Annotated in this window: 19 protein-coding genes; 2 read left to right on the forward strand and 17 right to left on the reverse strand. The window is 57.3% G+C overall.

Annotation, left to right across the window (positions count from 1 at the left end):
* Positions 1–22: 22 nt before the first annotated feature.
* From EV586_RS14205 to EV586_RS14240, 8 genes are all read right to left on the reverse strand, one after another.
* Positions 23–712 (reverse strand): metal-dependent hydrolase, encoded by a 690-nt coding sequence (locus EV586_RS14205; protein WP_132945777.1) that lies wholly within the window; start codon positions 710–712, stop codon positions 23–25.
* A 42-nt stretch (positions 713–754) separates the two neighbouring features.
* Positions 755–1105 (reverse strand): YlbF/YmcA family competence regulator, encoded by a 351-nt coding sequence (locus tag EV586_RS14210; protein ID WP_132945778.1) that lies wholly within the window; start codon positions 1103–1105, stop codon positions 755–757.
* 124 nt (positions 1106–1229) lie between these two features.
* The gene (locus EV586_RS14215) at positions 1230–2576 is read right to left on the reverse strand and encodes a DUF445 family protein (protein ID WP_132945779.1); all 1347 of its coding nucleotides are present in this window, start codon (positions 2574–2576) and stop codon (positions 1230–1232) included.
* A 100-nt stretch (positions 2577–2676) separates the two neighbouring features.
* Positions 2677–3327 (reverse strand): hypothetical protein, encoded by a 651-nt coding sequence (locus tag EV586_RS14220; RefSeq protein ID WP_132945780.1) that lies wholly within the window; start codon positions 3325–3327, stop codon positions 2677–2679.
* A complete protein-coding gene (locus EV586_RS14225) occupies positions 3233–4480 on the reverse strand; it encodes a YheC/YheD family endospore coat-associated protein (protein WP_132945781.1) in 1248 nt (415 codons plus the stop codon). The genes EV586_RS14220 and EV586_RS14225 overlap by 95 nt, the downstream gene beginning before the upstream one ends.
* A 96-nt stretch (positions 4481–4576) precedes the next feature.
* Complete coding sequence (locus EV586_RS14230; protein WP_132945782.1) at positions 4577–6967, reverse strand: M4 family metallopeptidase; 2391 nt, start codon at positions 6965–6967, stop codon at positions 4577–4579.
* A 182-nt stretch (positions 6968–7149) separates the two neighbouring features.
* On the reverse strand, positions 7150–7917 hold the full coding sequence (gene fadH / locus EV586_RS14235; protein ID WP_132945783.1) for a 2,4-dienoyl-CoA reductase: 768 nt from the start codon (positions 7915–7917) through the stop codon (positions 7150–7152).
* A 163-nt stretch (positions 7918–8080) separates the two neighbouring features.
* Complete coding sequence (locus EV586_RS14240; protein WP_132945784.1) at positions 8081–8890, reverse strand: DUF92 domain-containing protein; 810 nt, start codon at positions 8888–8890, stop codon at positions 8081–8083.
* Between the two features lie 203 nt (positions 8891–9093).
* On the opposite strand from EV586_RS14240, the gene EV586_RS14245 reads away from it, so the two are divergent.
* Positions 9094–9405, forward strand: coding sequence for a zinc ribbon-containing protein (locus tag EV586_RS14245; protein WP_132945785.1), 312 nt, complete (start codon positions 9094–9096; stop codon positions 9403–9405).
* Positions 9406–9493: 88 nt separating this feature from the next.
* Here EV586_RS14245 and EV586_RS14250 read toward each other — a convergent pair whose 3' ends face one another.
* The 5 genes from EV586_RS14250 to EV586_RS14270 all read right to left on the reverse strand — a co-directional run bounded on the left by EV586_RS14250 (position 9494) and on the right by EV586_RS14270 (position 15669).
* Complete coding sequence (locus EV586_RS14250) at positions 9494–10093, reverse strand: C39 family peptidase (RefSeq protein WP_132945786.1); 600 nt, start codon at positions 10091–10093, stop codon at positions 9494–9496.
* 31 nt (positions 10094–10124) lie between these two features.
* The gene (locus EV586_RS14255) at positions 10125–10595 is read right to left on the reverse strand and encodes a hypothetical protein (protein WP_132945787.1); all 471 of its coding nucleotides are present in this window, start codon (positions 10593–10595) and stop codon (positions 10125–10127) included.
* A 531-nt stretch (positions 10596–11126) separates the two neighbouring features.
* Entirely contained in the window at positions 11127–12485 is a 1359-nt protein-coding gene (locus EV586_RS14260; protein WP_132945788.1) for a SpoVR family protein, read from the reverse strand.
* 17 nt (positions 12486–12502) lie between these two features.
* Complete coding sequence (gene yhbH, locus EV586_RS14265) at positions 12503–13675, reverse strand: sporulation protein YhbH (protein ID WP_132945789.1); 1173 nt, start codon at positions 13673–13675, stop codon at positions 12503–12505.
* Positions 13676–13770: 95 nt separating this feature from the next.
* Entirely contained in the window at positions 13771–15669 is a 1899-nt protein-coding gene (locus EV586_RS14270; protein WP_132945790.1) for a PrkA family serine protein kinase, read from the reverse strand.
* A gap of 285 nt (positions 15670–15954) precedes the next feature.
* Here EV586_RS14270 and EV586_RS14275 point away from each other — a divergent pair, with 285 nt between their 5' ends.
* The gene (locus EV586_RS14275; RefSeq protein ID WP_165898606.1) at positions 15955–16524 is read left to right on the forward strand and encodes a TetR/AcrR family transcriptional regulator; all 570 of its coding nucleotides are present in this window, start codon (positions 15955–15957) and stop codon (positions 16522–16524) included.
* 67 nt (positions 16525–16591) lie between these two features.
* Here the strand turns inward: EV586_RS14275 and EV586_RS14280 are convergent, their stop codons facing one another.
* From EV586_RS14280 to EV586_RS14295, 4 genes are all read right to left on the reverse strand, one after another.
* Complete coding sequence (locus EV586_RS14280) at positions 16592–18667, reverse strand: YhgE/Pip family protein (RefSeq protein WP_165898607.1); 2076 nt, start codon at positions 18665–18667, stop codon at positions 16592–16594.
* Positions 18664–19290, reverse strand: a complete 627-nt coding sequence (locus EV586_RS14285) for an ATP-binding cassette domain-containing protein (protein ID WP_165898608.1) — start codon at positions 19288–19290, stop codon at positions 18664–18666. Before EV586_RS14285 ends, EV586_RS14280 begins: the two co-directional genes overlap by 4 nt.
* A gap of 153 nt (positions 19291–19443) precedes the next feature.
* Positions 19444–20736 carry a tetratricopeptide repeat protein gene (locus EV586_RS14290; protein ID WP_132945794.1) on the reverse strand — a complete coding sequence of 431 codons (1293 nt, stop codon included), beginning with the start codon at positions 20734–20736 and terminating at the stop codon, positions 19444–19446.
* Between the two features lie 228 nt (positions 20737–20964).
* A complete protein-coding gene (locus EV586_RS14295; protein ID WP_132945795.1) occupies positions 20965–21684 on the reverse strand; it encodes an HAD family hydrolase in 720 nt (239 codons plus the stop codon).
* Between the last annotated feature and the right edge of the window lie 9 nt (positions 21685–21693).

The following is a 21693-nucleotide window of genomic DNA, read 5'->3' on the forward strand; positions in this document are numbered from 1 at the left end:
TCCTTGGACACCTCCTTTTGAGTTACACTTCGACCGACTCGTTCGAAGCGAGCACAACGCCTTTCAGATCATACTCGCGCAGGCGCTCCACCCATGCGTGCGCGTCTTGCTTGATCGGCGGGAAGGTGTTGTAGTGGATCGGATAGGTCACGCCCGCCTTGATCCACGAAGCGGCCAGCAGCGCGTCGTCCGGGCCCATCGTGTAGTTATCCCCGATCGGGAGTGCCGCGACGTCGATCTTGTTCAGCTCGCCGATCAGCTTCATGTCCCCAAACAGGCCGGTGTCGCCGGCGTGGTAAAACGTCTTGCCGCCCATCGTCAGCAAAATGCCGGCCGGCATGCCTCCGTAGACCAGATCGCCGTTCGGCAGCTCAAACGCAGAGCCATGAAACGCCTGCGTCAGCTTGACGCGTCCAAAATCAAATTGAAACGCGCCGCCGATGTGCATGCCGTGCGCTTTCACGCCATGCTTCGCTTCGAGATAGGACGCGATCTCGTGGTTGGCGATGATCGGGCAGTCGTTGTTTTTCGCGATCTCCACCGCATCGCCGACATGGTCGCCATGCGCGTGTGTGATCAGCACGGCGTTGACCTTCACGTCGGCCGGCTTCACGGTCGCTTGGGGATTGTAGTTCAAAAACGGATCGATGATCACTTTGTAGTCCCCAGCTTCAACCAAGGTGCATGCATGTCCCAAATTCGTAACTTTCATGTCCAGACCTCTTTTCTCGTCTTCCAGATTATGAATCTCCTGTTACATCGTCTCCGGCTGTGCGATCACGTCACGCACCGCTTCGCCGAGAATTTTGTGCACATCAGAATAGATCATGCCAAACCGGTACTCCGCCTCCAGATAACGGCGGGCCGTCTCATTCACGGAAAGCGCTTCCTGCAGGCGGGTCATCTGTTCGAGATCGCTTTCGATGATCTCTTCCCCCATCAGCCTGCGCGTTTCCAGATCCCACTGGCGGCGGCGAAAATCATCCAGCATCTTTTTGACGGCCGGATCTTGATCCACGCACTTTTTCAAGTCATGCAAAAGCTGAAACTCCTGCGAGCTCTGCAGCGCGCGAGCCAGTTCGTGTGCTTTGTCATATGGATTCATGCACGAGATGACCTCCTGAAAAAAATGGGTTCCATTCAATGGTAACAAAGGTGACGTTCATAAATCAATCTATGCTTTGTTAATTCTGTGCATGAGTGTAAATACGACCTGAATCGCCCAGCTTCTACAACACGAGCAGCGCCTGCACCAGACCGATGATCCCGCCGAGCACCCCGCCGAGGATCGTGATCATGCGCAGCTCTTTGTTGACGACGGTCAGGATCAGCTTTTCCAGCGTCGGGATCGGATAAGAGGCGATCTGATCGCGCACCACTTGGCGCAAGGCCAGCGCATCGAGCAGTGCAGGCATCGCTTCGATCAGCTCGCCGCGCAGCCAGCGCCATCCTTTCATGAACACGCGGTCGAACTCCTCCGTATGCGTGATGTACAGCTCGCGCACGTTGTATGCGGCCAGTCCTTCGACCAGACGGTGCACAAGGTCGCCGACCGTCTGGTGATTTGCGCCAGCCAGCAGACCGTTTACGACCATGCTTTTGAACAGGTCCTTTGCGGCAGCTTCCTCCGACAAGGCCCGCTCCAGCACCACACCGAGCACTTTTTCCAACAGCACGGCCACATCATCGGCCGACATGCGGGAGATGTAGCTGCCGATCGGCTTGCTCCAGAACTTGCCGATCCCGTCCTGCAGGCGGGCTTGGACCAGTTCGCGCACGCTGGAGGAGACGAGCACCGCCTGCAGGCGCGGCACGATGTCACCCGCCACCCGCTCCGGCGTCAAAAAGCCGACCGCCATCGGGCCGAGCAACGGAATGTTCTTCACTTTGTCCTGCAGCATCTCTGAGATCGCCTGCACCACCTGCGGTTCCTGCATCCAGCGCGCCGCCCCTTCGAGCAGCGGTTCGACCTGCGCCCGCAGGCGGTCTTCCAGAATCGCACGCGTCCCTTCCGGCAACGCTTCCTCCCACGTCACCTGCCCGCTGGAAAGGTTGGCGTGAAGCGGCACCGCAAATCCACGCGCCAGTTCCCGGCGCACTTCTTCCTTCGCGAGCGTGCCGCGCAGATGATCGAACAGTCCGTCGGCCAGCCCTTCCAGCCGTTGTCTGCCCGCATCGCTTTGCAAAAAGCTGACCGCCCGCCCGACCATCCAGCCGGACGCTTTCTCGAGCACATCCGGTCCAAACAGATGCCCGGCGAGCTGCCCGGCCGTCGGCGTCTCGTTGAGGCGTTTGGCCAGTGCGTTGATGCCCGCCCGCTTGACCGCATATTCCAGATCGGGCCGGGAGAGCGACTTGGCGAGCCCTTCCGGCGTCAGCAGATCCTGCTCGACGATCTCGCCCAGCTTTTCGGCCAGTTCGTTCTGGCGGCGCGGGATCAACCCCGGCGTCAGCGGCAGCCGCATGCCGAACAGCCGCCGTTCGGTCCACGGGCGAAACAGCATGACGATCGCTAGCCAATTCGTAAACAGCCCGATCAAGGCACCCACACTCACGGTGATGAACAACACTTTCATTGTAGAAGTAGACCTCCAATGTAGAAATTAGACCAGCAATCAAAAAGGCCGACATCTGCATGCCGGGCCCTTTCGCCTTGCTTACCAGTATACCCAATTTTTACACACCGAGATCCCATCCTTCAAGCTTGTGACCGAAAGGAAGTTTTAACTCACCCCTGCCGAGCTGCTTCGGATCGGAGAAATAAGGACGCTCCCAGATCTCAAACTGATACACCTCATAGACCGGCAGCACGCGCACCTCATAAGGATGATCGAACGGCATGCTGACCGTAAACGTGTCGTTGTTCAACACCGGCTGCGTGATGTCGAGGCTAAAATAAGCCGAGATCACATCGGCGGGAAGTTCCGGGTCGGCCGTAAACAGCGGCCGAAAATTGCCTCCGTCCGATGTGGTGACGGTCGTCGGGCCGTGAAAAGACGCCAGACTCAGCGGTTCCGTGCCATACTCCTTGCCCTGTCGCGTTACGTTTCGCAGCTCGTAGCGAGTAAAATGCCAGTCGGCTTTCAGATCAACTTGTCTGTCGAACGGCAATACTTCTGATTCCACCAGCGGAATGCGGTGCGGATACGTCTCCCCCGGCTTCAAGTCATACGGCGGAACCACCACCGACGAATTGGTGCTGCCCGTACTGCCGGTACGTCCCGTGCCCGTTTTATCGCTGCCCGTCGTGACGATGTTGATCAGGATCGAGACCAAAAACAGCACGCCGATCAGGGTTAGCCCCCACGCGACCATTTTCTTTATCATCCACCTGCTCCTCTGCCCCTTTTTCCATATTATAGCATAAGAATTTAGCAAATTCTGCGTTCAGCTTCTGGCATTGCCCTTTTTGCTCCCGCTCCAAGATGTTGCGGCCAGGGCGGGCGTTGACATCGAGCAGCCAGATCTTGCCGTCCCGGTCGATGCCGAGATCGAGCCCCAGCGAGGCAAGATGGGGATGTTTGACAGCATAAGCAGCACAGATCTCCTTTGACAGCTCGATCACGGCCCGGCGGCGCGGCAGGCCGACACCTTGATTCTCCGCCCATTTTTTCAGCCATTCCCAAGAGTGGACCGAGCCGCCCGCATGGTAATTGGAGACGATCGAGCCCGGGCTGCCCCGCTTGACGATCAGCCCGACCAGTTCCCATTCGCCTTGCAGATTGCGCTGCAGATGGGTGCGCAGGTCGATCTTGCCATCGGAGACCCAGAGCAGTTCACACCCGGCCTGTACAATATAGCGCAGGCGCTTTCGCTCCCTTTTCACAAACTCCAGTACCTTGGCGTTCGTCAGCTCCTTGGTGAAAAAGCGTTTGTCTTTGCCATATTTGACAGCGCTGACCCGGTAGCGGCCTGTGCCTGTTTGTCGAATTTCGATGATGCCTTGTCCTGCGCTGCCGAGCACCGGTTTGAGATAGACGGACGGATAGCGCTGCAGCAGGCCGGACACCTCTTTCGGGGAGGTCAACAGCACCGTTTCCGGATGGTGTTTCCACAGCTCGGGGTAGTGTCGCAGCCAATCGGCCAGCTCCGCCTTGTCGCCGAGGCGGGGGTTGAACACCGGAATCTGTCGTTGCTGAAAATAGTTTCGCACTTGTTTGACGACACGCGTTTTGCTGAGATGCACAAAGACATTTTCATAGACCACATCGGGCAACGGGCAGTTGACGCGCCGCCAGACTTTCGACCCCTGATCCCCGGAGCCTTGTGTGCGGGAACAGACCCATCCGTGCACGCGCGCTCGTTTCATATCGAGATCTTCCGGCCGGAAGAGACAGGTTGTCAAACCAAGTTCATCGGCGCGCTGTTCTAGATCCTGCCAAGTCGCGCCTGGTTGATACGCTACCCGACTTCGTGTTGAGCGGTGACGGTGGGCGACGGTCGTCGTGATGACGCCGAACAGCGGGCGCTGTTTGTTCATGCGCTTCTCCCCCTTTGTCCACCTTTTTACTACTATATGAAAAAACCGGCAGGAGTGTTCTCCCTGCCGGTGCGTGTTGCTGATCTCGCAATTTTGTTAGTTGCCGATGATTGGATCGGTCGACGTGGTGGAGACGGCGCCAAACAGCGGTGCGGTGCTGAAGTAGCCGACCTGGTCGATCGAGTAGCCCCAGCCTGTGACCGAGTAGTCGGTGGTCAGGGTCGAGGAAATCTTGTCGCCGTCGACGATCGCCCAGAAGGCGGCTTTGGTGCCGCTGTACGTGAAGATGACGGTGCCGTTTTTGTCCTTGATCGTCACTTTGTCATAGCCCGATTCCGTTTCAAAACGAGAGAAGTGCAAAGCGACTTGCTGCGCGCCGGTCTTGGTGTAGGTGTGTGCCGCATACGTGGTGGAGTTGCTGTACGGGTGCGGCGTGTTGAACGCCATCGTCTCGTAGTACCACTGGCCGGTCGTCGGCGTGCCGTTCGGATAGGTCGCTTTCAGCGCGTAGGCAACCGAGGTGCTCATCGCGCCGCTGTAGCCGACCACTTTCACGTAATAGTCGCCGCTTGCCGTCGAGTTGTAAGAGATCGACTCGTTCGAGGTGCCGCTGTTCCAGGACTTCGCCACTTCGGTGCCGGCGGAGTTGTACAAGTACAGGTCGTAGTCGCCCGGCAAGTTGGTCAAGGTCACGGAGATCGTGCCGGAAGCGCTGGTCGTGAATTTGAACCAGTCTTGGTCGGACGACGTGGAGATCTTGCCGTTGTAGACGGTGCCGGACGTGATCGGGCCGTACGCCGTCGCGCGGGAATCGTTCGGCTCATAGGCGTCGCCGGTGTTCGGTACGCCGACGCCGACAGCGGTCCATGCGTTGCTGACAGCGGTCACCTCTGCGGAGCTGGCGCCAAACAGGTCGGTCGCCGCTTGCACGGTGGCGTTTTTCGCGTCGATGAACTGCGAGTTTGAAGTCAGGTATTGCGTCAGGGCGCGGTACCAGACTTTTCCCGCGTTGTCACGGGTGATGCCGCTGGTGGTGACGAAGTTGTAGAACGCTTTGTTCGGGATGCCGGAGTTGGTGTGCACGCCGCCGTTGTCGCTGGAGGTGTTCACATATTGATCCATGTGTGCCGGATCGCCGTACAGCGTCGGGTTGGACATCGAGCGCAGTGCATCGTTAGCAATGCCCGGCGTGTAGATGTCTTCGCCGACCAGCCAGAGGTCGTCCGGCTTGTTTTCGATCAGGTTGCCCAGCACGTCCGACCAGGACTCGTTGAGCGCGCCAGACTGGTAGGAGTAGACGAGGTTTGCCGTGCGTTCGGTCACCCCGTGGGTGATCTCGTGGCCGACGACGTCGAGCGCTGCGGAGAAGGCGATAAAATCTCGGCCGTCGCCGTCGCCATACACCATCTGCGTGCCGTCCCAGAAAGCGTTGACGTAGTTGCGGCCGTAGTGCACGGTCGATTTCATCGTGCCGCCGACGCCGTCATACGAGTTGCGGTTGTGCTTGTTGTAGTAGTAGTCGTAGACTTGGCCGGAGTGATAGTGCGCATCCACAGCAGCCGGGTCGGTCCACACGTTGTCCGCATCGGTCATCAGCGTGCCCGGGTAGGTCGAAGTGTAGTTGGCGGTGTAGGTTTCGATCTTGCCGCCAGTTGCAAACATCGGCTTGCTGACGTCGCGCAGATAGTAGCCGCCGGAGTAGGAGTCGGTGTTCAGCGAGCGGGTTGCTCCGTTGACGCCGGTGCCGGTGCCGACCGCATGGGCATGAGCCGATTTGTTCAGCTTGTCAACCACTTTGCCGGTCTGTGCATCCACAAACACATCCCAATAGGCCGGCGCTGCTCCTTCCGTCGTGGAGAGTGTGACGAGATAGATGAGATGGTACTTGCCGTTTTTCGCCTGATAGAAATACTTGTCGCCTTTGGCGATGCTAAAGTTCTGGATGCCGGATAGCCCGGTATTAGCTTTGGCAGCAGCGATCGCTTCATCGACGCTGAGCTTTTCTTTCGCTTTCACGTCGGAGCGCTTCACTTCCGGATCGTAGTAGCCATTGATCGAGGTGACCACGCCGTTTTTGTCAGCGTGTACGATCAGCTCGTGACCGAAGACCGGAATGCCTTGGAACTGCTGTTGGAACTTGAACATCTTGGTGCCGAGCTCGTCTTGGGCCGAGGTGAGCAGGCTCAGCTCGCCTGTCGCCGAGTCCATGTCGAAGATCGATTTGTTCTCTTCGAGGAACGACACCGCATCGTTTGCGTTGCTCAGTTTCTTGTCGGACAGCTTGCCGGTCACAAACGTCGGAACGCCCTTGTTGTCGTTCCAAGAGACCGCTTGCGGCGCAATCTTCGAGAGCGCCTGCACTTGCTTCTCTTTTTTGTCGATCGCTTTGTCTTTGCCGGCCGGTGCGGCCGAGGCGTTTCCTGCAGCCAAAGTCAGCACCATGGTGGACATGACGGCAAACGCCGTCACTTTGTTAATCCGGGACATATAAATGACCCCCCTTTTTTTATCTGCGGAAATTCAAGGAATATTCTTCCTAATAAAAATAATATAACGATTTCAATCAAATGTAAACTAGGAATCACAATTTTTTATTAAATTAAAAACGACATTTTTCGTTCCCGCACGTCGAAAAAATGAAAGGCCCCTTGCAGAAGGGGCCTTTCGTATTAGAACGGCATGCGGTTGAGCCATTGCCCGCCATCCATCGTGATCGTGTCACCATTGATATACTCCGCTTGCGGCGAGAGCAGGAAGTAGGCGAGGTTGGCGATCTCCTCGACGCGTCCGAGACGGCCGAGCGGAACGGATTCCAGCGTCGCTTGGTGCATCGCTTCGGACAGGAACAGCTTTTCCGCGCCTCCCGTCTCGGCGATCGGGCCCGGCGCGATGGCGTTGACACGGATGCCGTAGCGGCTGCCCCACTCGACAGCCAGGGTCCGGGTCAGCGACTGCACGCCCGCTTTTGCTGCCGCCGAGTGAGCGACGCCGGCGCCGGCCGTCCAGGCGTAGGTGGCGAGCATGTTCAAGATGCTGCCTTTCTGCCCGTTTTCGATCCACTCTTTGCCCACCGCCTGCGAGCAGTAGAACGTGCCGTTGAGCACGATGTTGATCACCGAGTTCCAGGCGTTGATCGACATCTTCTCAGCCGGGACGATGAAGTTGCCCGCCGCATTGTTGACGAGAAAATCGATGCTGCCAAAAGCGTCCTTGGTCTCCTTGACCATCTTTTGCACCAGTTCCGGGTCGCGCACGTCCATCTCGACGGTCAACACCTGTCCGCCGCCAAGCGCTTCGATCTCCCCTTTCGCCGCCTCCAGCTTCTCTTTCGTCCGGCCGGTGATGACGACGTTCATGCCTTCTTGCGCGAACTTTTTCGCCATCGCTTTGCCCATGCCGCTGCTGCCGCCTGTGACGATTGCCACCTTGTCTTTCACAAGAACTCCTCCTTAGCAACGCTGCGTTTTATACTGACTAGTTCGACTAAAAAAACCAAAAACCTCTCCCGCATCGGGAGAGGTTATGATCGGCAGCAGACATTTATTTCTCCAGCTAGCAACTGGCTGGTTGCAGGGAAGTACAGATCCGCTTTGTCCTTTTTTACAGATTGTAAAACAAGATGTAACACCAGACCGCAACCGCGCCGCCAAACGCGGAAGCAGCGAGGTTGACCAGATCGTTCGACAAAAAGGGAAGGCCGCGCAGATGCAGGGTCGGCGTTTTGCAATGCTCGCGCCGCTCCGTCTCCTTGCCGCAGACAGGGCATTTGAACATCGCTTGCAGGGTCGCGCCGAGCAGCGAGTCGAACAGCGATCCGAAAAGTCCCGCCGCGCCGCCGATCCAGAGCAGCGCATAGCGGTGCTCCGCGAGGTCGGTGCCGAGCGACAAGCCCCAGGCCGATCCGCCGATGAACAGTCCGCCAAGCAGTGAAGCCAGCAGCCCGAGACCCGACACACCGCCCGAGGTGCCCGGCGCCACCTGGCGCAGCGTCAATAAAAAGCGCGGCGGTCGTTTGCTGAGACCGCCGACCTCGGTCGCCCAAGTATCGGCGTTCACCGTCGCCATCACGCCCAGAAACGCCCACCACCACAGCGGATGCGGCCAGAGCCAGGCCAGCAGGCAAAGCAGCACGCCAAGCCCGCCGTTGGCAAAGACCTGTCCGGCATCCCGTCGGCCGGTCTTTTCATAGTTGGCTTCCAGTTCGGACTTGGCGTTCGTTTTCCATTTCGTGAGCAAGGTGGAGGAGAGGAAAAACAAGATCAACGTGCCGAACCACGGCAAGCTGCCCGCCCCATACAGCACCGTGCCGACCAGCACGGCTGCCAGCGCACCGGACAGCGTCAGCGACCGTTTTTGATAAGCCAAAAAGGCGATCAGCGCGCTCCCGCAGAGCCCGAGTATCCAATTCATAGACCCCGCTCCTTACAGTCAGATTTGATTCATTATACACTAATTTTATTACCTAAAAAATATTGAAAACAGGACTTAAATTTGCTAGAATATGAGCTAGAGAAACCAACCTGTCCACTTGTGATCATTCTTCACGAGTAATGATAACTCTTCCGCACTGCGGAATCCTCAGGTATAGTGGAAGAAAAGGGAGGGAATGCCTCATGAATTCGAACATCTTGCGCTATGTACAAGAAGCCAAAGAAAACTTTGACCGAACGGTCGACTGCAAACACACCGCCTTCGATGATCTCTATCCGTTCATGCTGGAAGATCCGAACTTCTTTTGGTACAAGCGGCACGCAGCTTGGTCGCGCCTGCTGATGACCGTCGAGATCGCGGAACGTGAAGGCATGGAATGGCGCGAGCTGTTCAAACCCCTTCAGCAAGCGATGGTCTCCAACAAAGTCTTAAACCGCAAAGTGCTCGACTACTGGCTCGAACCGAGCATCACCGAAGTCGTCGAATCCGAATAGCACCACTCACCACACAAACAAGCCCGCTTCCGATGGAAGCGGGCTTTTCGTATCGCTTGCACGCTGTGACTTGCGTTCGCATACAAAGTCAAACGTTTTCCGCTCTGGCCGTCACGGCCTGTTTGCCGAGCAGTTCCCAGCGCTGTTCGAACAGGTCGCGGGGGTATTGCTCCGTCTGGCCGGTGTCCGGGTCGTTGATGTACACGTGCGCCTCGTCATACCCGATCATCAGCATGCAGTGCTGCGGCGAGATCCAGCGGACCTCGGCGCCGTCTTCCTCTTGCCAGACGTCCGTCTCACGGCCTTCGCGCAGCTTGAGCGTCGCCCAGACGATGACCGGACACCCGGCGTCGAGCGCCTCGTACACGCGCCCGATCGTACCGCCGCTGAGATCTTGCACCCTGCCCGGCAGGTAGGTATCCAGCAGCGCGGCGACCGGCCCGTGAAACACGCCGTAGCTCTCCTTCGTAAACGGGTCGCCGACAAATCCCTTGTTCGGATTGCCCCCGTACAGCTTGCCATCCACTTCGTGCGGCAGCGGAACTTTCGGCAGCGCACGGGCGATGTCGGTGTTCGCAGTCTCCACCCCCGCCCAGTTCAGCAGCATCGCCATCGCCGTCGCTTCACAACCGGTCGGCAACACCGGATATTGATAGATCACCGGAATCCCTTTGATCATATTCCCCATGTCGCTCTCTCCCTTTCAACCGTTCAGCCGTTCAGCAGTACTGCCCGTGCTCGTCGATGCCGATCGGGAAATACGGCAGTTTGGAAACGATGCGGTACAGCCCGTCATGCTCCTCCGCCAGCCAGTCGACCGTGAAATCCTTCGGGTTGGCGTGCGTCATGCCGTTAAAAAATTCGTCTTCGTCCCGCGCCGTCAACTGCGCTTCTTCCTGCACCATCGCCGCGTCTTCGCTGCCTTCTTCCAGTTCCTCTTCGATGTCCATCGCTTCGAACTGGGCGTTCAGCTTGTCGCAGGCGATCCAGTATTTGCGAAACACCGCGATCACCCGACCGGCCACCGCGACCGGCTGCCACGCTTCGGCCATCCATTTTTCCAATTCCTCTTCGCTGGTGAATTCAGCCCGGTTGCGCTCCCGGATCCGCTCGCGGCGTCCTTCCTCATCAGCCACGGCCTGTCCCAGCTCCGCCGCATACGCTTCAAACAGTTCTCTGTACGGATTCATAAAAGATAGCTCCTTCCAAGCAACAGTTCTTCAACTGTTCTCCATCACTTCATCTTTGTCCAATTCTACGCGTTTTATGAAAAACGTGCCAGCAGAAAGCAAAACGCTCTGCCCAAGGGCAGAGCGTCATTTGTAGATGATCTTGGAAAGTCGTACTGCATTTTCATACTGTGAAACGCCTTAGCAATCACATTTAATTACGGGAACGACTCCCGAAAAACCTTTCAGTCCCCTATATGTCGGGTCTGCATTGTTACCGACCTCGATCAACATGAGAAAACTCAGACGTGGCGCGGCTTGACGAGACGCTTCGTCCCGTCTGATTTAGCCATTTTTTCGAGGATCGACTTTTTGCATCAAAAGGCGGGGGATCCTCGAAAATCAGTTTCTGCTCCTCTTAGTATTTCCATTTCCAGTATAACTGATGCAAGGTGTGGAGAGAATAGAAGTTTTGAATTTGCTCTCCCACTGAAAGCAAAACGCCCTGCCGGGCCGGCAGAGCGTCATTTGCTGTATTTCCAAAGTTGCGAGTCATTGAAATCGGCGGTGATTCTTCTTGCCGTCGTGGGTGAAGACCACAGCCCGGCCGTCAAGTACCGTCTCCAGATGCACCGTACGGCCCCAGAGATTGTGTACGTGAGGCAGCGTTTTTTCGAGGTATTTCACGTCGAGCTCCGTCCCGTCAAAATGGTGCTTGATGTACAGCTCGCCGTTTTTTAAATAGTCGCCATCCTGCACGGTCAGCACCGGGAACCCGCCGTTGACGCGGGAGGCGCAGAGCATGTCGCGCACTTTCTCCCAGTCTTTCTCGACGATCTTCCACTCGTTGCCGACTTTTTGGTAGAGGTAGAGGTCCATCTCGTCGCACAGCTCTTGGGTCAGGTAGTTGCGCAGGAACGACGAGTCAGACTCGATCTCGCGGATCTCCCACATCGCGTCCCGTCCGAAGCGCTTCTCGATATCCTCCCACATCTTCAAGCCGACATGATAGGGATTGAGCGACATGCGCGACGGCATGATCACCCCGGCGTTCATCTTCGCAAACTCCAGCGTCTCCCCTTCGGTCAGATCGAGCTCGCGCATGATCCGCAAATGCCAGTATGTCGCCCATCCTTCGTTCATGATCTTCGTCTCCAACTGCGGCCAAAAGTACAGCATCTCTTCGCGCAGCACCGTCAAAATGTCGCGCTGCCAATCTTCCAGGTGCTTGGCATGCTCCATGATGAACAGCATCAGATCTTTCTCCGGCTGCGCGGGGAAACGCGGTGCGGGCGCAGGCTGATCCGCTTTTTTCACGTCGAGCTCAAACAGGTCGGCATACGGATCGACCGCCTCAAGCTCGCCCGAAGCGTTGGCAGGAGCTGCGTTCTTCTTGCGCAGGTTGCGCCCGACCAAAGTCGGATCGACATGCTCCTGAATCGCCAGCGCCGAGTCGATAAACTCCTCGACCGCCAGTTTCCCGTACTCGATCTCATACTGCCGCATCCGCTCCGCCGACGCGGCCATCGAGTCGACCATGTAGCGCGACGAGTTGTGGAAGCGGGCGTTGTGTTTGAAAAAATCGCAGTGCCCGAGCACGTGTGCCACGATCAGCTTGTTCTGCAGCAACGTATTGCTGTCCAGCAAAAACGCATAGCAGGGATCGGAGTTGATCACCAGCTCGTAGATCTTGGACAGCCCGAAGTCGTACTGCATTTTCATCCTGTGAAACGCCTTCCCAAAGCTCCAGTGGCTGAAGCGGGTCGGCATCCCGTACGCGCCGAACGTGTAAATGATGTCGCTCGGGCAGATCTCATAGCGCATGTCGTAAAAATCGAGCCCAAAATCGCGGGCGATCATCGTCACTTCATCGATCGCGTGTTCCAGCTGTTTGATGTCGTCATGTTTCACACACTGCCCCTCCTTTTCTACGAGGCCCGGATGGCGTCGCCGGCCGTGAAGAACGTGGTCAGTGCTTTGTAGACTTCGCTCTTCTCGCGGATCAGAACGTTTTTGAATTTCGGGTCGGTCAGGTTTTTGAACGCGCTCATCAGCGTGGAGCTTCTGTTGTACTGATTCACTTCGCCATAGCCAAAAATATTCGAGATCTCCATCAGTTGCTTGACGAGGCGCAGGCATTTTTCATTGTCGGAGCTCAAGTTGTCGCCGTCCGAAAAATGGAACGGGTAGATGTTGAACTTGTCGGGCGGATATTTTTGGCCGATCAGGTTGAGCGCCAGGTTGTACGCGGAGGAGCAGATCGTGCCGCCGCTTTCCCCTTTGGTGAAGAATTCGTGCTCGGTGACCACTTTCGCCTCCGTGTGATGGGCGATGTACTGGATGTCGACATGCTCGTATTTGGTGCGCAAAAAGCGGGTCATCCAGAAGAAGAAGGAGCGGGCGATGTATTTCTCAAACTGCCCCATCGAGCCTGACGTGTCCATCATCGCCAGCACCACCGCCTGCGAATGCGGGACTTCGATCTCCTCCCACGTCTTGTAGCGCAGATCGTCCGGGTGGATGCCGCCCTGCAGGCCCTGTTTGCCGGACAATGCGTTGCGGCGTACCGCCTCGATCAGCGTGCGGCGCTTGTCGATGTTGCCGCTGAGCCCTTTTTTGCGGATGTCGTTGAAGCGGATGTCCTGCGTTTTGATGTCGTCGAGCGTCTTGCGCTGCAGATTGGGCAGCTCGAGGTCTTTGAACAGCATGGTCTCGATCTCGTCGAGCGACACTTCCGCCTCGTAGTAGTCGACGCCCGGCTGCTCGCCGGCGCCTTCCCCTTTGCCCGGTCCCTTCTGCTGCTGGCCGCTGCCCGGGTCTTTGCCGAGCACATCGCCGACCGAGGAGGAGCCGTCGCCTTGTCCGCCATGCTGGCCTTTGTTGAAGTTGTAGCGGAAGCGGAATTCATCGAGCGAGCGGATCGGCACCTTGATGATCTGCCGGCCGTTTTGCATGATGATGCTTTCATCGGTGACGAGGTCGGCGAGGTTCTTTTTGATCGCGTCCCGCACCTTTTCCTGGTGGCGCAACTGGTCCTGATACCCTTTGCGATGCAGGGACCAATCGTCTTTGGAAACGACGAAATTCGGCTTGTGAACCATTCGCGCTCTCTCCCTTTCTGTGATTTTTGCTGATGTGCAGATTTGGAAAAGGGACAGGTGCGTGCGCTGTCCTGTCCCCCGGGTCGATGTGTCTGTTATCGGTTCAGCAGGCTGCCGGTGTAGCGGAGCAGTTCGTTCGCACAGACCGGGCAGTAGCCGTGTTCGTCGATCAGCTGTTTCGTCACTTCGTTGATCTTCTTCAACTGCTGCTCATCGGGCGTCTTCGAAGACGTGGTGATCTTCACGACATCCTTGAGGTCGGAGAACAACTTTTTCTCGATCGCTTCCCGCAGACGATCGTGCGAGTTGTACTCGAACTTCTTGCCACGGCGGGCGTACGTGGAGATGCGGATCAGGATCTCTTCACGGAACGCTTTCTTCGCGTTTTCGGAGATGCCGATCTGCTCCTCGATCGAACGCATCAGCCGCTCGTCGGGGTCAACCTCTTCGCCGGTGATCGGATCTTTGATCTTTTGCCAATTGCAGTAAGCTTCCACGTTGTCGAGGTAGTTCTCCAGCAGGGTCTTCGCCGACTCCTCGTAGGAGTAGACGAACGCTTTCTGCACTTCTTTTTTGGCCAGCTCGTCGTACTCTTTGCGGGCGATGGCGATGAAGTTCATCAGCCGCTCTTTGTCTTCTTTGGAGATCGAAGCGTGCTGGTCGAGCCCTTCCTTGATCGCGCGGAGCACGTCGAGTGCGTTGATGCAATTCGTGTCGCGGCGGATCAGGGCCGACGAGATGCGGTTGATGACGTAGCGCGGGTCGATGCCCGACATCCCTTCATCGTGCGACTCGCTCTTCAGATCCTGGATGTCTTTTTCCTTGTAGCCTTCGACGGCGGCTCCGTCGTACAGCTTGAGCTTCTTCAACAGGTCCATGCCCTGCTTCTTCGACTCTTTGAGCCGGGTCAGGATCGAGAAGATCGACGCCGTCTGCAGCGCGTGCGGCGAGATGTGCACGTGGCGCATGTCAGACTGCTGAACCAGCTTTTCGTAGATCTTCACTTCATCGCTGACCCGCAGATTGTACGGGATCGGCATGACGATCATCCGCGACTGCAGCGCTTCGTTTTTCTTGTTGGAGATGAACGTCTTGTACTCCGTTTCGTTGGTGTGCGCGACGATCATCTCATCGGCGGAGATCAGCGCGAACCGCCCGGCTTTGAAGTTGCCTTCCTGGGTCAGCGAAAGCAGGTGCCAGAGGAACTTCTCGTCGCACTTCAGCATCTCTTGGAACTCCATCAGGCCGCGGTTGGCTTTGTTCAGCTCACCGTCGAACTTGTAGGCGCGCGGGTCGGACTCGGAGCCGTACTCGGCGATCGTCGAGAAGTCGATCGAGCCGGTCAGATCGGCGATGTCCTGCGACTTTGGATCGGACGGCGAGAAGGTGCCGATGCCGACGCGCTCATCTTCGGAGAGCACGATCCGCTCGACCTGCACATCCTCGATGCGGCCGCCGTACTCGCCGGTCAGGCGCATCCGGCAGGACGGGCAGAGGTTGCCTTCGATGCGGACGCCAAATTCCTGCTCGAAGTCGGCGCGCAGCTCGTTTGGAATCAGATGCAAAGGCTCTTCGTGCATCGGGCAGCCTTTGATCGCGTACAATGCGCCTTCTTCGGTGCGGGAATAGCGCTCCAGCCCCTTTTTCAGCATCGTCACGATCGTCGACTTCCCGCCGGAGACCGGCCCCATCAGGAGCAGGATCCGCTTGCGCACATCCAGACGCCGTGCCGCCGAGTGGAAGTACTCCTCAACGAGACGTTCGAGCGACGCGTCCAAACCGTAGATTTCGCCCGAAAAAAAGTGGTATTTTTTTCGTCCGTTTTCGTCTGTCGTGATCCCCTCAGATGCGATCATGTTGTAGATGCGGGAATGAGCCGTCTGTGCAACGCTCGGCTGCTTTTTCACGAGATCCAGGTATTCAACGAACGTCCCGTCCCATCGCAATTGCTCCTCTTGAGCCCGATACGCGTTCAACCGGTTCAGCAGGTCCATGTGCACTTCCTCCTCCTTTTTTAGTCGGGCCCGTTGCCCAACTGTTCCGCTGGGTCCCTGTGGTTTTCAATAGGATATTCGGACAAATGCTTGCCCTATGAGTGTAGGAGGCAAATATTCTGAATATTAGATGAATAAAACTGCCAGTACTGTGGCGTTCGTAATCTATATCTATGCAAGCCCGTTTGATCTGTTGCGTCCTTGGGAAAATTGAAATGAGGCGGTATCTCTGCTATGATGTTAGGAGTGGTTATTAGTACTTACTTCTAAGTGGGTGAAATGTTCATGCGCAAAAGCAAGATGAGCCTGATCTTCCAGGCAGCCATCGATGTGTTCTCCGAAAAAGGGTTTGACAAAGCGACGATGGATGATATCGCGGCGCGCGCGAACGTCGCAAAAGGCACGATCTACTATCATTTTAAAAGCAAGGAAGAACTCTTCCTCTTCCTCGTCGAGGAAGGCGTCGAACTGCTCCGTGACGGCGTGGAGTCGAAGCTTTTGCCCGAGATGTCCCCGACGGAAAAATTGGAGTTAATCGTGCGTGAACAGATCAACTTCTTTGGACAATACCGCGATTTCTGCGTGATCCTGCTGCGTGAAACCTGGGGTGGCGAAGAACGTCAGCTGGAGTTCCGGAAGATGATCCGCTCGTATATGTATCTGATTGAACAAGTGATTCAACAAGGGATCGATGCCGGTGAATTTCACCCGGTCAATGCGGAAAATGCCGGTGCTGGCATCTTCGGCATGATCGCGATCTCCGCTTTGCACATTTTGCTCGGCCAAAGACCGTACGAAGAAGAAGCGTTGTTCCAAGATATGAAGCGCATGACCTTCACGGGAGTTGTGAAATGAAAAACGCCTCTGCACAGGATGAGTGCAGAGGCGTTTTGTTGTTTTTGCGTTTCTTCGTTTTCGCGCCTTAACCTGCCAGCTGGTCTTTATCGTGCAGGTCGCGCACGCGCAAGGTGCGGCGCGTGGTCAGGATGTGCACGAGCAGGACGCTGATCAGGATGCCGCCGAGGATCGACAGGTCGCGGATGACCTGTGTCTGATCGCCGGTCGAGATGATCGAACGCAGGCCCTCCACGCCGTAGGTCATCGGCAGGAAGTGGTGCAGAGTCTGGAAGAACTGCGGCACCAGCTCGATCGGGAACGTGCCGCCACTCGAGGTCAGCTGCAGGATCAGGAGCAGGATGGCGAAGAAGCGCCCCGCTCCGGAGCCCAGCCGTGCGATCAGCAAGCCGATGATCGCGATCGAGGTCAGCGAGATCAGGATGTTGAACAGGTAAAACTCGGTGAGGTGCAGCACCTTCAGCCCGAGCACTTGCGTCAGGAAGAAGGAGACGATCACCGCCTGCACGACGCCGATCACGGCGAGCGTGGAATACTTTCCGAGCACCAGCGATGGCGTGGAGACCGGGGACAGCGTCCAGCGGTACTCCTGCATCGAGAGGATGAAATACAGCATCAGCGCCCCGACCCACAACGACAGCGGGATAAAATAGGAAGCGAAGCCCATGCCGTAGGTCGCCACCTCATGCACCGGCTGCCACTGCGTTTCCAGCGGGTCGGCCATGATCGCCGCCTTTTGGTCCGGATTCTTGATCGTCGACTCGGACGTGGCGCGGGTCAGCTCATCGGCCAGCGTCTTGTTGCCGTCAGCCAATTCCTTTGCGCCATCGGCGAGTTTGGTGCTGCCGCTGACCAATTGGCTCGACCCGGCCGCCACCTTCCCGCTGCCCGCCGCCAACTCCGCCGAAGAGGAAGCCAGCGTGGCCGAGCCCGTTTTCAGCGCGCCAAGGCCGGTGTTCAGTTGGCCGGCGCCTTGGGACAGATCATTGCCTCCTGCGGCAAGTCCCTGTGCGCCGTCGCGCAGCGCCTGTTGACCGGCTGCGATCTGCTGCAGAGCGCCGACCGCTTGCTGCAGACCGGCTTTGGAGCTTTCCACGCCGCCGGCGCTGTCGCCCAGCCCGTTGGCGACGGCTGCGACTTTGCCCAGCGCCACTTGATAGGCCGGGTCTTGCTCCATGCCGTACTGCTTGCCGAGGTAAGCGAGCGACTGCTGCACCGTCCATTGCCGCGGATCGGCCGATGACGGCTGTCCGGCCGCAGTGCCGAGCGTGCCCTGCATCTGGGCCAGGCCTGCTTGCAACTGTTCGGTCTTCGGCAAGGAAGCTTGCAGACCGGCTTGCACTTGATTGACACCGGCAGACGCTTTGTCGAGGCCGGCAATCAACTGTCCGGAGCCGTCCGCCAGCTTCTTCGCACCCTCGGCAACCGCTGCGGAACCGCTGTAGGCATCGTTGATCCCTGCGGCGATTTTGTTCGCACCGTCGGCCAGCTTGGCGTTGCCGTCAGCGACTTGGTGCGTGCCGGAATCGACTTCTTTTGTGCCGTTTGCCAAGTCGCGGTTGCCGGTGGCGAGGTCGGCCGCTCCGCTTGCAAGCTTGTTCGCTCCGTCGGCCGCCTTGCTGATGCCGTTACCCGCATCGCCGATCACGTCGAAGATGCCTTTGAAATACTCTTCGCTGAACTTGTTGCCCAGCGTCTCACGCAGCTCCGACTCGAGGCGCGAGGTGATCGTCGAGGCGATGTAGTTCTTGCCTTCGTTCGGGGTGAACTGCAGCTTGGCGCGATGCGGATCGTCCCCTTCGACCGAACGCACGTCATCGGAGAACGTCGGCGGAATCGTCATCGTCAGATAATAGCGATCCCCCTCCAGCCCTGCCTGCGCAGTCTTGGCATCGACCACTTCGAAGCCGAATTTCCTGTCCTTGAGCAGCTCATCGACCAAGTCCTGCCCATATTCGCCGCGGTCTTGGTTGACGATCGCGACCGGGAACTGGTCGAGCTGCTTGTACGGGTCCCAAAACGCGTACAGATACAGCCCGCTGTACAACAGCGGGATGATCATTCCGACGACCACCGCCGCCCGCCCAATGCGCGAGCGCAAGAGACGTCGAAACTCTGTGCGGAAGATCCAAAACACATTCACGGCCTCCACACCTCCCCTTCCGGCAATGCCGCCACCAGATCGCAGCGGTCTGCCACCTGTTGCAGCACCGTCGTCAACAGCACCGTGCTGCCTGCATCGCTTAGTTTGCGCAGATCTGCATATGCGATGTCCCATTCTTCATTGGTCAAGCCCCGTTCCGGCTCATCGATCAGCACGAGCGCCGGCTTGTGCACCAGCGCTGTGGCAAGCCCCGTCCGGAACTGCTCCAGATGCGGCAGGTCTTTGACCCTGTACTTGCGCACCGCTTCCAGCTGATAGTCGCCGAGCAGCTCCTGCACCCGGTCTTTCGCCTGACTCACATGATGCAGCCGGGCCTGAAACAGCAAGTGCTCCTCCACCGTCAGCGTGTCAAACAGCGGCGACAGATCGGTGATCGGTCCCAGCCCAATCCGCTTCTTGTCAGGCTTCTTGCCGTCGATCTGCACCTCGCCTTTTGTCGGGAGCAGATGCCCGGAAGCCATCAGCAGCACGCTCGACTTCCCCGTGCGCGACGGGCCGTAGACCGCACCGATCTCCCCGTTGGCCAACCGGAAACTCAGATTCCGGTAGATCTGATGCCGGCCGTAGCTCAGCTCCACGCCTTGAAACAAAACGCCAGACATCGCGTTCGCCTCCTCACTCTGTATCATAAAACTGACTGGTCAGTATAAAAACCAAATGATGAACAGAATTATACGCCGCGAACTGACACTGTGTCAACAAGCAAATAAGCCCCGTTGCCGGGGCTTATTCCAAGACCTAGTATGCGAAGGAACCTACAGGACGATGCCTCGTTCCTTCAAGTTGCTTTCCATCGCGCGCTTCATCTGCTCCAGCGAGTGAATCGCCTTTTGCAGATCGCCTTGATCTTTGTAGATGTCGCCGAGCAGCGAGTACGATTTGGCGATTTCACGCGGCAGGTCTGCGATCTCGAACACGCCGACCGACTTTTCCATGAACTCGACAGCCGTTTCGAACTGGCCCTGCTCCTTTTTGATGATCGCGTAAGTGCGATAGACGTATCCGCGCTCCACTTCCGAGTCGCCGAGCAGTTGCAACGCCTCTTCGCAATGCTTGGAAGCTTCGTCGAAGGACTGGTTGGTCAGGTAGATGCGCGCCATTTCGCCGTGCGTGTGCGCCACTTTGTCCTTGTAGCCGTACTCCTGATACTCAGCGAGGCACTCGGCCAGGGTCTGCAGGGCGAGGTTGAGGTCCCCGCCTTCGCCTTTGGCGATGCCGTAGTTCTCTTTCACTTCGATCGCCAGCCTGATGTTTTTCAAGCCGCGGTACAGGGAGATCGCATGCTGCGAATACTCGCTGGCCCGGTCGAAGTCGCCGATCTCTTTGAATTTCTGGCCGAGGCGGCGGAACAGGTCGGCGATCGTGTTGAAGTTCGCCGTCTCTTCCAGTTGCTCATGCGCGCGCTTGTAAGCGTTCAGCGCATCGCTTTTCTCGCCGAGGTAGCCGTACACTTCGCCGAGCTCGCTCAAGATCGCCGAGGCGAGGAACGGATCTCTCTCTTCCAGCTTCTCGATCAGATCGAGCGCCTTTTGCCAGTGATAGATCGCCAGCGGGTAGTTGTGGCGCTTCTTTTCCACGAGGCCGAGCTTCTTCAGCGCGAGGATTTGCATGTACAGGTCCTTGCGGGTCGCGGCGGATGACAGCACGCGGTCGAAGCCGTCCATCGCCTCTTCAAAGAGGCCCATCTCGAGTTGGCATTCGGCGAGGTCGAATTGGATCTCCGCCGAGTGCAGCTGCGGAATGGAGTCTTCCATCAGTTCGGACAGCACAGGGACGGCTTGCTCAAACTCCCCGGCCTCCATCATGGCCCGTGCCACTTTGTATGTAGCGATCTGCTCGATTTGCATCTGCATATCGGTCAGGAAGTATTCGATCGGCGTCTCCAGCTTTTCAGCGATCGCCTGCAGCAGTTTATGCGACGGGTTGGCTTTGTCCGCCTCGATCTGGGAAATCATCGACGGCGTGACCATACCGGAGCCGAGGTCACTCTGCGTCAAGCCTTTCTGAATGCGCAATTCTTTGATCTTCTGTCCTAATGTTGCCGGCATACACACATTCTCCTCTCATTCGAGCCTACAGTCCTGCGTTATTTGCAATGAGCGTTAACTTTGGGGTGAATTAATTTGCGCCTTTACCCGAACATTATTAACGGAGTTAATTCATTCTATACATTTCTGCTCCCGAATAGACCAAATTTTTTAAGCAAGCACCTCTCCCATTCACAATGCAGTCAAGAGAAAAGACTGTGCGCGGGCACAGTCCATCGCAGTCCTGCTCTATCGCAATGCCGGGAGTTCTGCACGTACGTACTCCAGCAGGTCTTGCAGCGTTCCTTGCTGGTCAAACGGCAAGCGCTGTTCCGGCGCCGCCTCCCCGTTTTGCACCCAATAGGTCTGCATTCCTACCGTTCCCGCAATCAGATCTTCGTACGCATCATTCCCGATCATCATACATGATTCGGAAGACACGCCCAATTTCTGTACGATCTCGCGGTAATAATTTGGATTGGGTTTGCAAAAATGGCTGTCTTCGTAGGTCGTGACCAACGCAAACGGCAGATCGTCGATCCCAGCCCAGCGCATTCGATGCAACGTCGCCTGGCGCGGGAACAGCGGATTGGTCGCCAGCACCAGCTGATAGCCTTTGTCGAGGGCGGCCAGCAGGATCTCGCGGGCGAGCGGGGTCGGTTCGGACAGGTGGGACAACTCGCCGAACTGCTTGGCGTAAAACGCGTCGATGATCGGGAAGAACGCCGCCTCATCGACAGGCAGACTTTGCAGGAAGTCCGCTTTAAAGACCTGCTCGTTGGAGAGCAGAGCGTCGTCGCTTTTCACCATCGCCTTAGTCGAAGCCCAGACTTGGGCGACGAACTGTTCCGGCGGCAGCAGGTGGGCGACGCTTGAGGCGAGGTGCTTGAAATACCCTTTGGTAAAGCGGTCGTTATCCATCGGCAGCAGCGTGCCGTCCAAATCAAACAAAAGCGTGGTCAGACCCATCAGGCTTCC

This window comes from Tumebacillus sp. BK434, from assembly GCF_004340785.1.
GTDB lineage: Bacteria > Bacillota > Bacilli > Tumebacillales > Tumebacillaceae > Tumebacillus_A.